A 13,374-nucleotide genomic window follows, 5' to 3' on the forward strand; every position below is an offset into this window, starting at 1 on the left:
GCCGTCAGCCCGGCAGCACTCCGACGGTGCCACCGGTGCGTTCGAGCACCCGCAGCGACCCGGTCACCGACACCTCGGCGAACTCGCCGCTGCCGAGCGCGCGCAGGTAGACCTCGTACGGGGGTCGTCCGCCGTCCTTCGGGTCGGGGAACACGTCGTGGATGATCAGGGCCCCGCCGACACGCACCCAGGGAGCCCAGCCCGCGTAGTCCGCCTGCGCCGCCTCGCTGCTGTGACCGCCGTCGACGAACACGAACGCCGCCGGGGTCCGCCAGAACGCCGCGACCTGGCCCGACCGCCCCAGCACCGCGACGACGTGGGATTCGAGGTCCGCGTCGGCGAGGGTGTGGCGGAACCGGCCCACCGTGTCGAGCCGGCCGGTGTGCGCGTCGACGAGGGCCGGATCGTGGTACTCCCACCCGGGCTGGTGCTCCTCGGACCCGTGATGATGGTCGATCGTGACGATCGTGCCGCCGGTGGCCTTCGCGGCGGCACCGAGATAGACGGTCGAGCGCCCGCAGTAGGTGCCGACCTCGACACCGACACCGTCACCGAGGTAGCGCACCGCGGCGTCGTGCAGGGCCGTGCCCTCGTCGATCGGCATGAAACCCGGTGTCGCCTCGGCGAGTTCGATCATCTCCCGGGGTAGGGTGGTACGGGTCATGACGGCGGTCTCCGTTCGCTGCGGTCCGGTGGCGGGTGCTGAAGCGGCGTGTACTGACGAGCACATTACCCATCGCCGGTTCCGGTGCGGTACCCCGCGCACGGTGGGCGCCGGTCACGCGCCGTAACCGCCGTCGACGTCGAGTGTCTGCCCGGACACGAAATCCGCGCGGTCCGAGGCGAGGAACGCGACCGCCTCGGCGATGTCCTCGGCGTCGCCGAAGCGGCGCAGCGGAATGTTGTTCCGCGCGAACGACAGTGCGTGCTCGTCGAGATCGCCGGACCCGATCAGCCGGGCGGCCGTGCCGTCGGTGAGCATGCCCGGCCCCACCGCGTTCACGCGCACACCGAACCGTCCCTCCTCGGCCGCCAGGCCCCGCACGAGGGCCTCGATCGCACCCTTGGGTCCGGCCGACAGACCGTCCCGGACGGGGAACCGGCGGGTCGCGGCGGTGGTCACGGCGACGATGCTGCCCCGCGACTCCCGTAGCCGGGGCAGGGCGGGACGGACGAGGTTGAAGAACGCGCCCGCGTCGCCCACGAGCTGGTCGCGGAACTGCGCGGGCGTGACCCGGCTCAGGTGCAGCATCGGTACGTGCGGTCCCGCCGCGTAGACGAGAGTGTGCAGCGCACCGAAGGATTCGATCACCGCGTCCACGCCGCCGGCGGCCGCGGCACTGTCGCCCAGGTCCACCTGCAGCGACAGCACCTTCGCGCCGAGCGCGGACAGTTCGGTCGTCAGGGCTGCGGCGGCCGCCCCGCTGCGGCGGAACATGAACGCGACGTCGCTGCCGCGCTCGGCCAGCACCCGGCACACCGCTCGGCCGATCCCGCCGGTGCCGCCGGCCACGAGGGCCGCGCCCGGCCGGTCCGCGAAGTCCTGCACTCGTCACTCCCTGTGTTCTCGTGCCGCACGGTGAGCCGGTGGCAGGCTCACTTCGCCGCCTTGCGGCGCTCGGCGAGCACGCCGCCGATCATCGAGTCGAGCTTGGTGCCGAGCGGCCACCCCACGTAGTGGCACAGGAACAGGGCGATCTCCTTCAGCTGCTGTTCGTCGAGTTCCTCGTTGTGGAGGGCGGCGCCGACCTGGATCTCGGCCACGTCGATCAGTCCCTGTGCGGTGAGCGCACCGAGCAGCAGCAGCCGCCGGTCGCGGATACTGAGCCCGGGCCGGAACCAGATGTCGGCGAACAGGTGGTCCGCGGTGACGGCGAAGTGGTCGCCGGGCCCGTCCTGCATCTCCCAGCCGTACACCTTCGACATCATGTCCAGGCCGCGGCGGCGGCGATCGTCGGTCATATGCGTTCCTCCTGTCGGTTCCGGCTCTCGACGTCTCCGGTGCCGACGCCGAGTCCGGGTCCCAGACCGGTCAGTGCCCGCGTGGCCAGGGGCAGGTCGACGCCGAGACGGGCGCCGAGGCCGAGGGCCAGCGACAGGTCCTTCTCGCCCAGGGCGCGGACGTGGTCGAGGATCGGGAACCAGAAGTCGTCCGGCGGGATCGGTGCGGTGGTGTCCCGGAGCATGATCGCCCCGGCGCCACCGGTGATCGCGTCGGTGTGGCGGACCACCTTCCCGAGCGCGGTGATGTCCAGCCCGGCCGCCTCGGCGAGGCGCTGCGCCTCCGCGGCCGCGGTGAACGACACGAAGTGCAGTAGATTCCGGGCCAGCTTCATCCGGGTGCCCGCGCCGACCGGACCGGCGTGCACGACGAGGTCGGCGAACCGCGAGAACGGCTCGCGTACCGCGTCGAACGCCGCGTCGGAGGCGCCGACCATCACCGCGAGCCGGCCCTGCTCGGCGCCGGGGGCCCCGCCGCTGACGGGCGCGTCGACCAGTTCGACGCCGCGGTCGGCGCATTCGGCGGCGAGCTCGACGGCGGTGGTGTCGGCGATGGTCGAGTGGACCGCGATCACCGTGCCGGGCCGGGCCGTGTCGAGCAGCCCGGCGACGACGGTGCGGACCTGCGCGTCGTCGACCACGGTGACGCAGACGACGTCGCAGTCGCGCGCCAGGTCGGCGGGGTCGCCGGCGACCCGGGCGCCGGCCGCGGTGAACGGCTCGACGGCCTCGGGCCGGGCGTCGAGGACGGTGAGCCCACCCGGCCGGTCCAGCAGCCGCTTCGCCATCGGCGCGCCCATGTTGCCGAGGCCGATGTAGCCGAGCCTGGTCACGAGCGGATCACCTGGCCGCCGTCGACGTTGAAGATCTGCCCGGTGATCCAGTTCGCCTCGTCGGAGAGCAGGAACAGGCACATTCCCACCAGGTCCCCGGGCGTACCGATCCGCTTCAGCGGCAGTGTGGAGACCATGTCCGCCACCATGTTTCCCGGCGTGACGGTGCGGGTGGCCTCGGTGTCGATCGGACCCGGGGCGATCGCGTTGATGCGGATGTTCGAGCCGCCGAGTTCGACGGCCAGCTGCTGGGTCAGGCCGTTGACACCGACCTTGGCCAGGCCGTAGAAGCCGGAGTACACCCACGCGGCGGTCGACGACTGGTTGACGACGGAACCGCCGCGGTCCGTCATGTGCGGCCACGCCGCGCGGGTGATGTTGAGCGCGCCGTCCATGTTCACGCTCATGAACTTCTTGTAGTAGTCCCACGGGACGGTGAGCAGCAGGTCGAGCTTTATGCCCCCGTAGATGGCGGCGTTGTTGACGACGTGGTCGATGCTGCCGAACGTCTCGACCGTGAAGGCGGCGAGCTCGGTGGCCGAGTCGGGATCGGAGACGTCGACGGTCTTGAAGACGGCGATGCCGCCGTCGGCGACGATCTGCTCGGCGACCTGCTCGCCGCGTTCGGTGTCGATGTCCGCGACGACGACGGAGGCGCCCTCGGCGGCAAGAGCTCTGGCGTACGCCTCGCCGATTCCCTGCGCCGATCCGGTGACGATCGCGGTGCGGTCGGCGAAACGCGTTGTGCTGCGGGTCATGTTCGTCAGCCTCTCTGCTTCGCCGCCGGTTCGGCGACGAGCTTGGTCTCCAGGTATTCCTCGAATCCGGCCACACCCATCTCGCGGCCGATTCCGGACTGCTTGTAGCCGCCGAAGGGAGCGTCGGCGGCGTACCAGATGCCTCCGTTGACGCCCAGGGTGCCGGTGCGGACCCCCTCGACGACCCGGCGGACCCGGTCCTCGTCGGTGCCCCAGACGGCTCCGGACAGGCCGTAGGGGGAGTCGTTGGCGATGCGGATCGCCTCGTCGTCGCCGTCGTAGGGGAGGACCACGAGGACCGGCCCGAAGATCTCCTCCCGGGCGACGCGAGCGGTGTTGTCGACCCCGGCGATCAGCGTCGGTTCGAGGAAGAAGCCACGCCGGTGCTCGGCGGGACGGCCGCCGCCGACGACGATCGTCCCGCCCTCCTCGACGGCGAGCCGCAGGTAGCCCTCGACCCGTGCGCGCTGGTGCTCGGAGATCAGCGGACCGCACACCGTGCCGGGCTCGTTCGGGTCGCCGGGCCGGATGCCGCGCAGGGCGTCGGCGGTGACGCGGACCGCCTCGTCGTAGCGGTTCCGGGGGACGAGCAGACGGGTCGTGATGGCGCAGCCCTGCCCGGCGTGGGTACACACGGTGAAGGCGGCCATCGAGCATGCGGCTCCGAGGTCGGCGTCGTCGAGCACGATGAACGCCGACTTTCCGCCGAGTTCGAGGAACACCTTCTTCAGCGTCTCCGAGGCGGCGCGCATCACCGACCGTCCGGTGGCGGTGGAGCCGGTGAACGACACGAGGTCCACCCGCGGGTCGGTGGCGAGCAGGGCGCCGACGGCATGGTCGCTCGACGTCACGATGTTCACGACGCCCGGCGGGATGTCGGTTTCCTCGGCGAGGATCCGGCCCACGACCGCGGCGCACCACGGGGTGTCGGGCGCGGGCTTGAGCACCACCGTATTGCCGGCGGCGAGCGCGGGACCCAGCTTGGCGAAGTTGATCTGGTGCGGGAAGTTCCACGGTGTGATCGCCCCGACGACACCGACCGCCTCGCGGAGCACGTAGCGGTGGGTGGGGATGCCCATCGGCGCGGCATTGCCGAGATCCTGTTGCCACGGGTAGTTCTCGGCCAGGTCGGCGAAGTACCCGAGATCGTCGACGGGGCCCTCGAGATGGGCGGCGGAGGTGAGGAACCGGGGTGCGCCGACCTCGGCGATGGTGATCGCCCGCAGTTCCTCGATGTGGCCGCGCAGCGCATCGCGGAGCTGACGCAGGCAGCGGGCGCGGAAGGCGTGCTCGCGGGACCAGCCGGTGGTGTCGAAGGCGCGACGGGCCGCCTCGATCGCGGCGTCCATGTCGGCGGCGGTGCCGTCGGCGGCGGTGCCGAGCACCTCCGCGGTGGCCGGGTTCACGACCTCGAACGTGCCGCCGGAGCCGGGAACCAGCTTGCCGTCGACGAGCAGAGCCGAGCTGTCGCCGGGAATCAGGGACATCGGACGTTTCCGTTCTGGAGATTGGAAAGTGTCAGGTGTAGTAGGAGATTCGGATGCGCACATGGCGGGGACCGGTCGGTACGCGATGCTGACGCCTTCGCTGCGTGCCTCGGGTGCCCCTTGTCTGGACAGTTGTCTGGACTATAGTTCGGACAAGTGCGTGACGCAATGCCCCGCGTCGCCCGGCGAAGCGGCACGCGTGCGGAGGGGCCGGACGATGGGACTGGGCACGAGTCGGCGCACGGCACGACGGTCGGTCCCCGGCGTGGGTACGCCGCGGCCCCGGGCCTCGGCGGCTCCTCCGGAGCCGGCTCCCCACGGGGTCGAGTGATCGGCCCGGAGCGGGCGGGGAACGCCCGATCGCGCGGCGTGGATGGGGAGTGGTGGTCCCGCGGGGTCTACGGGCGGGCGAGTAGCGACGGCACGACGAACGCGTACAGCTTCGCCCGCAACCGGTCGAGCGAGCCCGCACTGGCGCCGAGCGCACTGATGTAGTTCATCTCGATCTCCGACAGCCATTCGTAGAGCAGGTCCAGATCGACATCGGCGCGAAGCTCTCCGGACTCCCGGGCCTCGAGCAGAATCGGCTCCCACAGTTCGCGGGTGAGTTGGACGGCACGGCCCGAGGTCGCGAGCAGGGTTGTGGCGAGTGTTGCCTCGGCGGGGGAAACGAGGAGATGGATCATCGGGTCGCGGAGGCCTCGGCGGATATTGGCGCACAGGCCCTCGACGATCCGTTCGCCGAATGTCGGGTAATTCCGGATGCGCACTCGCCACGGCTCCATGTTCATCCGTGCGCGGCGGACGATCGACGCCACAATGAGCGATTCGCGGTCCGAGAAGTAGCGGTAGACGGTCGCCCGGGACATGTTTGCAGCTCGCGCGACGTCGGCCATCGTGGTCTTCGTGATACCGAACTGTTCGAAGCATGATTCGGCGGCGACAAGGATCGCTGCGCCGACGTCCGTGGTCTCGGTGTCCGTCTTGTGTGCCACGCATGCACCATACCGCCGGGTAATCTGGATAAGACACTAGACGCCACATGTCTCATGTGCCACGCTGGGGTCATGCAGCGTGAAGACAAGATCGACCTCACTCGGCGCCTGATCGCGCACGTCGACAACAACAGCACCGACTACGCGGACGAGATGCTTCGTGTTCCGTTCTCCGTGTTCAACGACCCCGAACTGGCGAGCCTCGAGCGTGACGCCGTGCGCCGATTTCCGCACATCGTGGCGCACATCGACGAGCTGAAGAAGACCGGCGACTTCGTCACCACCGAGCTCATCGGCACGCCGCTGCTGGTGATCAGGCAGTCCGACGGCAGCGTCAAGGCGTTCTCCAACGTGTGCCGGCACCGAGGTTCCAAGGTCGAATTCGAGGAATCGGGATGCAAGCGCCTCTTCAGTTGCCCCTACCACAACTGGGCGTACGGCCGTGACGGTGCGCTGCGGGGAATGCCTCACGCCGAAGGGTTCGACGGCCTGGATCGATCGCAGTACGGGCTGGTCGAGTTCCCGTGCGAGGTGCGGCACGGGCTCGTCTGGGTCGTGCCGACGGTCGGTGCCGAACTGGACATCGCGAGGGTGCTCGGTGAGAAGCACGACGCCGAGGTCGCCGACACCGGTATTGCCACGTCGTTCCAGGTCCGCAAGGAGACCTGGAAGCTCGACATGAACTGGAAGATCGCGGTCGACGGCGTGCAGGACTCCTACCATCTGTGCCAGCTGCACACCAAGACCGTGTGCAACTTCCTCGAGGGCAACATCACGGCCTTCGATCTCGTCGACAGGTCGTGGCGAATCGTTGTGGCGCGCAAGGCGATCACGGAGGTTCGCGATGCGGATCCGGATTCCTTCGATGTCCGCGACTACTCGCTCGCGAACTACACGATCTATCCCGGCACGATGCTGGTCACCGAGCCGAATCACTTCGAGGTCTGGACCATCGTCCCCGACGTCGACGATCCCAACGTCTCGTACTGCACCATCCGGTTGCTGTCTCCGGCCGAACCCACGACTCCCCGGGAGAAGCGGGTACTCGAGAAGAACTGGGAACTCCTGATGGAGACTCTCCACGCGGAGGACTGGTTCGTCACGAAGACGATCACCGACAACGTCGCGCACGGCCAGGTGGACGAACTCGTCTACGGACGGAACGAACTGCCTGGGCAGGTCTTCCACAAGATGATCTCGGGCGATGCCGCTGCGATCGCGGAGGAGCGGCGGAAGAAGGCCGGCGTGACGACATGACCTCGCGTGAGTTGCTCGAATCGTCTCCCGCACCGGGTGTACTGCAACTGACGTTGAATCGTCCGGAGGTACACAACGCGATCTCGCTGTCGCTGCAACGGGCACTCGACGAGACGCTGACCCGTGCAGCGTGCGACGACGCCGTCCGGGTCGTGGTGATCGCCGGGTCCGGTGAGCGCGCCTTCTCTGCAGGGTACGACCTGCAGGAACTCGCGGCACTGTCGTCGGACGCGAACCTGGAGGCGATGCTCGAGCGCGAGGAACTGCTCTGGCGGTATCTCGAATTCGCCAAGCCCACGATCGCGGCAGTTCAGGGCGTGTCGTACGGCGCCGGGACACTGCTCGCTGTCTGCTCCGACCTACGGGTCGGCGGATCGTCGACACAATTCACCGTGACTGCGGCGAAGTACGGTGGTGCGAACCTGACCTGGGTGCTCGACACCTTGATCGGGGCCGGACAGACGCGAGATCTGCTCATGACCTCGCGTCCCGTCGCCGGCGACGAGGCATATCGGATGGGCCTGCTCACCCGATACGCAGGTGACGGTGACGTTCTCGGGACCGCGCTGGAGGCCGCGGCGCAGATCGCAGCGCAACCGCCCGAGGCGGTCCGGGAGATCAAATCGCTTCTGCTCGCCGGGCATGGTAAGGATCTGCGCAGCCGCTACGACCGCGAGAACGCGGTCGCACGCACCGCGCTGCGCCCTCGCCCCATCGGCGACATGTTCACGGAATTCTTCGGTGCCCGTGCGGGAACCGACTGAAAGGGGCATCATGGACGTCTCGCTACGCCCGAACGCACCGATCGATATCTGGAATCCGGACTGGAACGATCCGTTCGATCCGACAGTCGAGGCCGGCGACGAGTTCGCCGAGCTGGTCGCCGCAGTCCGTGCGGTACAGGAGGCTTTCACGCGGTCGCGTCCCGACCCTGCCGCCGCGTCGGGTATCGCCGGGACACTGCGTTCTGTTGCACAGCGATTGGAAGAACTCGAGGTAGGCGAGGACGATCAGATCGCGGGTCATCGCTGGGATCTGGCCGGTCGGGGACAGGCCCTGGCGCCGCCGCTGCACATCGACGCGGTGACGGAAACGACCGCTCGTGGGCGGGTCACGGTCGGGCGCTTCCATGCCGGTCGTTACGCGATGAACGGTGGTGTCACACCGCTGATCTTCGACGAGATCATGGCCCGGCTGGCCAATGATTCCGGACGTCCCTGGGCGCGTACGGCTTATCTGAACGTGAACTTCCGGGCGCCTGCCCCACTCGACGTCGAACTCCGTGTGGAGGCGGAGTACCTGCGACAGGACGGACGCAAGCGGTTCATGCGCGGAACCATGTACAACGGCGATGTGCTCGTCGCCGATGCGGACGGACTCTGGGTGGAACTGAAACCCGAACAGACGCTCAATATTTCCGAAGGAGGAGACGTATGAGTGGTTACTCGTTGCTCGAGGGCATGCGCATCCTCGAGGTCGCACAACTGGCGCCCGCATCGGTCGGTGGGCACCTTGCCGACCTGGGTGCCGAAGTCATCAAGATCGAATCAGGGCCGCTCGGCGATCCGGTGCGCATCGGCGGCAGCCGCGCGATCGGCGACCAGGACGGTCCGTCGTTCATGCATCTGAGGTGGAACCGGGGTAAGAAGAGCGTTGCACTCGACCTGCGGTCCCCCGAAGGCGCGCAGGCTTTCCTCGATCTCGCCCGGACGTGTGACGCGGTCGTCGAGGGCATGCGCAGCGGTTACCTCGACTGGCTCGGTGTCGGCTACGACCAGCTGCGAGAGGTCAATCCGAAGATCGTCTTCTGCACGGTCTCGGGTATGGGATCCGATGGGCCCTACAGCCGGCTCGGGACCGGGGGTCCTGTGTTCGATGCGTACGCGGGGCTGCGCGACGTGCGCACACCGGAGGAACCGCCGACCGACGGGATCGCGGGGTCCACGACTGCGCCGATCGCGATGTACGCGCTGGGTGCCTACGGCGCGATGGGCCTGCTCGCAGCGGTACATCGTGCCGATCGCACCGGTCGCGGCTGCAAGCTCGAGGTGGCGGGCATCGACGTGGCCGCGTCGTGGATGCCGGACCTGGTCGATGCCGAACTCAACAAGGATCGATCCATCCATCGCCCCACGTGGCTGCCGGACGGACGGCTGCCCGATTGGCCGCGACTCGAGGCGTACCGCACGAAGGACGACGAGGCCGTGCTGTTCGGCTCGCACGTCGACAAGTTCTGGCGCAACTTCTGCATGGCCGTCGACCGGCCGGATCTGCTTGAGATCGATCTGGCGGGTACCGATCCGGAAGCGCCGGCGCGCGCCGACCGTGTATACCGCGAGCTTCGCGAGATCTTCCTGCAGCGCACCCGCGACGAGTGGGTCGCGCTGTTCCTCGCGCACGACATCGCGGGTGGACCGGTGAACAGCGTCCGGGACATGATCGCCGATCCACACTTCGCCGGTCGCGCGAACACGTACCGCGTCGAGTACGAGGGAGTGGGTGAGCTCGAGTTCGTGGTGAGCCCGGTCCGGGTGCAGGATGAGAAGTTCGCGCCGTCGCTACCGCCGGAGCTCGGGGCGGACACAGCGGAAGTCCTCCGAAAAGTGTTAACACGCAGTGTATCCGACCATTCCGACGCGATAGGACCGATCTCGCGCGGGTAGGGGCGGCAAGGTCGGAATCCCCGCATTCTGTTGTGCCAACTATCTACAGATGTTAGATTAACTGCGACCTCGGTGACGGCGATCACACACCGCCTCGGTGGGTGATCCGGCCCGACGGTCGCGCAGCAACTCCAGACGCGCCGCCCGACGGAGGCGCGTCCGAATCGGGTGGACGGGCCCGGCGCGGGCCGCACCCCCACCGCCGTGAGCGAGAGCGGGGTACGCCGCCACGGCGAGCATGAGGAGACGACAATGAATCTGACCGATCTGGTTCGATACTGGGGCAAGACTCGTCCCGCCCAGCAGGCGATCGTGTTCGGCAACACCTCCCAGACGTGGTCCGAGGTGGACGCAGTCACCGACGCGCTGGCCCGTGGCCTCGCCGCCCGGGGCGTTCGTAAGGGTGACCGCGTCGGGGTGATGATGCTCAATCGACCGGAACTGGCGCACGTCATCCTCGCGACACTCAAGCTCGGTGCGATCAGCGTCCCGCTCAACTTCCGACTGCTCGGCAAGGAACTGGCTCCGATGCTCGTGGATTCGGCGCCGCGGGTCGTGATCGTGGAGAACGAGCTGGCTCCGTTGCTCGAGGAGGCAGCGGCCGAAACCGAGTTCGAGATCTTCGCGATCGGGGGAAGCGACCACCGTGCATACGAGACGCTGCTCGACCCCGGAAACGTGCCGGACGTTCACATCGAGGCGTCCGATCCGGCATTCATCTGCTACACCTCGGGCACCACGGGTATACAGAAGGGTGCGCTCGTCACACATCGCAGCGCACTCGCGCCCGGTATCGCGCAGGTGCTCAGCCACGGCATTTCCCGCCGCGACCGCGTGATGTGCTCGGCGCCCCTCGTCTACACCGGCTCGGTCCTGTCGATCTTCATGCAGCTCGTGGTGTTGCCGGGATCGACGATGGTGCTGCTGCGCGAGTTCGATCCGGCGATCGCCCTGGACACGTTCGAGCGTGAGCAGGTCACCGCGACCACAACAGTGCCGGTGATCTGGGAGCGCATGGCCCAGCTCCCGGACTTCGGAACCCGCAAGCTCGCGAAATTCACGTTCGCCGGCGCCGGTGGCGCACCCGTGAGCCTGGACCTGCTCGACTTCTACAACAGCCGCGGCGTGCCGCTCACCCAGGCATACGGACTGACCGAGGCCTCGGGAATGGTCTCGACGCTGTACTACGAGGACGCTCGTACCCGGCCGGGCTTCGCCGGCCTGGCCCTGGCCGGCACCCAGGTGCGCATCGGCAGCATCGCCGGTGGCTTCGCCGCACCGAACGAGGTCGGCGAGATTCTGGTGCGCGGCGAGCACGTCATGCGGGAGTACTGGAACAAGCCCGAGGCGACGGCGGACACGCTTGTCGACGGCTGGTTGCGCACCGGCGATCTGGGCCTGCAGGACGAAGGCGGCTTCCTCAAGGTCGTCGACCGCCGCAAGGACATGCTCATCTCCGGTGGACTCAACGTATACCCGGCCGAGATCGAGAAGGCGCTGCACGGCATCGACGGCTTGGTCGACCTCGCGGTGATCGGCGTCAAGGACGACCGATGGGGTGAGGTCCCGATGGTGGTGTTCCACAGTCAACGGCCGGCGGACGACATCGTCACCGACATCGCGTGCGTCGCGAGCGGGAACCTGGCCAGATTCAAGCGCCCCGCGGTGGCGCTCGCGCTCGACGAACCGCTGCCGCGCACCTTCTCGGGCAAGCTTGCGAAGGCTGTTCTCCGAGAGCGCTTTCAGACGCCGCCGGCCCATGCGATCCCGGTACCCCGAGAGGCGCAGTCGGCGGATGCCGCGACGTCCCGGTCCTGAGGTTCATTTCCCCTTCTCCGAGAGGACACGCACCGTGAGCAGTACCCGCGATGTGGACATCACCAAGATCATCGACGACTCGCCCCTGTCATCCCTGCAGAAGCGTGTCCTCGCCCTGTGCCTCGGTCTCGCGATCCTCGATGGCATCGACGCACAACTCATCGGGTTCGTCATTCCTGCCATGTCGGCGGACTGGGGACTGTCGCCCGCGTCCTTCGGCTTCGCGCTCGCGCTGAGTACCGGCGCGATGGTCGTGGGCAGCCTGCTCTTCGGGCCGCTGGCCGACCGCTACGGCCGCCGCAGGATCATCATGGTGTGCACTGTCATCTTCGCGGTGTTCACGCTCGCCACCGCGCTGGTGACCTCCATGACGGCGCTGATCGTGCTGCGCGTGATCGCGGGTCTCGGCCTCGGCGGTGTGACACCGAATCTCATCGCGATGGTGAGCGAATACAGTCCTGCCCGGATGAGGGCGACGATGGTGACCGTGACGGTCGCGGGCATGTCGCTGGGTGGCTTCGTCGGTGGTTTCGCGGCCGCGTTCCTCATCCCGAAGTTCGGGTGGCAGGCGCTGTTCGTCGTCGGTGGCGTGTTACCGCTGATCTTGATGGCTGTGGCGATGCGGTGGCTGCCGGAATCCGTGAAGTTCCTCGTTGCCCGAGGCCGCAACGAGGAGGCCGCGCACATCGTCGACGAGATCGCGCCCCACGCACGCGTCACCGCCACGGCCAGGTTCGTGCAGGACACGTCGACCGTGACGAAGTCGCCGGTGAGCGTCCTGTTCCAGGGCGGCCGCGCGGTCGACACGGTCCTGTTGTGGGGCGTGTTCGTCATCAACTTCCTGGTCATCTATTTTCTGCTCAGCTGGATGCCGACGCTGTTCGGCGAAGGCGGTCGGAGTGCATCGACCGCGTTGCTCGCCGCGTCGCTGTTCAACCTCGGCGGGATGACGGGTGCGCTGACATTCGGCCGGATCACCGACCGGATCGGCAACGGCTTCGTCGTGGTGATGGCGGGCTACACGCTCGGAGCCGTGTTCACTGCGCTGGTCGCGATGCTTCTCGGCAGCGGATGGTTGCTGCTGCTGGCGGTCTTCTTCGTCGGATTCGGCATGTCCGGTAGCTCGGCCGGCATCATCGCGATCGCAGCCACGGTGTATCCGGTTGCGGTCCGCGCGACGGGTGTCGGCTGGGCAATGGGCATCGGGCGAATCGGCTCGATCGCGGGTCCGGCGGTCGGCGCGCTTCTGATCGCGGCGGGGTTGGGTGCGCAGAGCATCTTCCTCCTCACGATCGTGCCGACGCTGCTCGCTGTCGTGACTCTCGGGGTCATGTCCATCCGGAATCGCCGAGTGCAGAGCAACCGCCGTTCCGAGACCGCTACGACACCCCACACCATGGCTGCAGCCGAATAGCCCTACGCGGTTGACGGTTATTCACCGCATGGAGTTCTGCTGGTGAATAACCGTTTGCCGTTCGTGGCCGCCGCAACAGGCTCATGTTGTGCCATTTACCTACAGATGTTAGATTGCGATGACGTCGGTGACGATCATCACATCCTGC

Annotated in this window: 13 protein-coding genes; 6 read left to right on the forward strand and 7 right to left on the reverse strand. The window is 67.9% G+C overall.

Features of this window, described 5'->3' with window-relative positions; genetic code table 11:
* Positions 1–4: 4 nt before the first annotated feature.
* The 7 genes from KZJ41_RS05970 to KZJ41_RS06000 form a co-directional block, all read right to left on the reverse strand.
* A complete protein-coding gene (locus KZJ41_RS05970) occupies positions 5–664 on the reverse strand; it encodes a class I SAM-dependent methyltransferase (protein WP_006936377.1) in 660 nt (219 codons plus the stop codon).
* 114 nt (positions 665–778) lie between these two features.
* On the reverse strand, positions 779–1,549 hold the full coding sequence (locus KZJ41_RS05975) for an SDR family NAD(P)-dependent oxidoreductase (RefSeq protein WP_084648669.1): 771 nt from the start codon (positions 1,547–1,549) through the stop codon (positions 779–781).
* Positions 1,550–1,596: 47 nt separating this feature from the next.
* On the reverse strand, positions 1,597–1,962 hold the full coding sequence (locus KZJ41_RS05980; protein WP_251550360.1) for a carboxymuconolactone decarboxylase family protein: 366 nt from the start codon (positions 1,960–1,962) through the stop codon (positions 1,597–1,599).
* Positions 1,959–2,834, reverse strand: coding sequence for an NAD(P)-dependent oxidoreductase (locus KZJ41_RS05985; RefSeq protein WP_029541571.1), 876 nt, complete (start codon positions 2,832–2,834; stop codon positions 1,959–1,961). The genes KZJ41_RS05980 and KZJ41_RS05985 overlap by 4 nt, the downstream gene beginning before the upstream one ends.
* Positions 2,831–3,592: an SDR family oxidoreductase gene (locus KZJ41_RS05990; RefSeq protein WP_065922970.1), complete on the reverse strand. Its 762-nt coding sequence runs from the start codon at positions 3,590–3,592 to the stop codon at positions 2,831–2,833. The genes KZJ41_RS05985 and KZJ41_RS05990 overlap by 4 nt, the downstream gene beginning before the upstream one ends.
* Before the next feature lie 5 nt (positions 3,593–3,597).
* Entirely contained in the window at positions 3,598–5,079 is a 1,482-nt protein-coding gene (locus KZJ41_RS05995; protein WP_050034655.1) for an aldehyde dehydrogenase, read from the reverse strand.
* 398 nt (positions 5,080–5,477) lie between these two features.
* Positions 5,478–6,074, reverse strand: a complete 597-nt coding sequence (locus tag KZJ41_RS06000; RefSeq protein ID WP_029541579.1) for a TetR/AcrR family transcriptional regulator — start codon at positions 6,072–6,074, stop codon at positions 5,478–5,480.
* Between the two features lie 72 nt (positions 6,075–6,146).
* Here KZJ41_RS06000 and KZJ41_RS06005 point away from each other — a divergent pair, with 72 nt between their 5' ends.
* From KZJ41_RS06005 to KZJ41_RS06030, 6 genes are all read left to right on the forward strand, one after another.
* Positions 6,147–7,331, forward strand: coding sequence for a Rieske 2Fe-2S domain-containing protein (locus KZJ41_RS06005; RefSeq protein WP_006936358.1), 1,185 nt, complete (start codon positions 6,147–6,149; stop codon positions 7,329–7,331).
* A complete protein-coding gene (locus KZJ41_RS06010; RefSeq protein ID WP_065922969.1) occupies positions 7,328–8,095 on the forward strand; it encodes an enoyl-CoA hydratase/isomerase family protein in 768 nt (255 codons plus the stop codon). The genes KZJ41_RS06005 and KZJ41_RS06010 overlap by 4 nt, the downstream gene beginning before the upstream one ends.
* Positions 8,096–8,105: 10 nt before the next feature.
* Positions 8,106–8,768 (forward strand): PaaI family thioesterase, encoded by a 663-nt coding sequence (locus KZJ41_RS06015; protein ID WP_065922968.1) that lies wholly within the window; start codon positions 8,106–8,108, stop codon positions 8,766–8,768.
* Entirely contained in the window at positions 8,765–9,994 is a 1,230-nt protein-coding gene (locus tag KZJ41_RS06020) for a CaiB/BaiF CoA-transferase family protein (RefSeq protein ID WP_065922967.1), read from the forward strand. The genes KZJ41_RS06015 and KZJ41_RS06020 overlap by 4 nt, the downstream gene beginning before the upstream one ends.
* 252 nt (positions 9,995–10,246) lie before the next feature.
* Positions 10,247–11,812 carry a class I adenylate-forming enzyme family protein gene (locus KZJ41_RS06025; RefSeq protein ID WP_006936345.1) on the forward strand — a complete coding sequence of 522 codons (1,566 nt, stop codon included), beginning with the start codon at positions 10,247–10,249 and terminating at the stop codon, positions 11,810–11,812.
* A 34-nt stretch (positions 11,813–11,846) separates the two neighbouring features.
* The gene (locus KZJ41_RS06030) at positions 11,847–13,226 is read left to right on the forward strand and encodes an MFS transporter (protein ID WP_065922966.1); all 1,380 of its coding nucleotides are present in this window, start codon (positions 11,847–11,849) and stop codon (positions 13,224–13,226) included.
* The last annotated feature ends 148 nt before the right edge of the window (positions 13,227–13,374 follow it).

Source organism: Rhodococcus sp. 11-3, assembly GCF_023704055.1.
Taxonomy (GTDB): Bacteria; Actinomycetota; Actinomycetes; order Mycobacteriales; family Mycobacteriaceae; genus Rhodococcus; species Rhodococcus aetherivorans.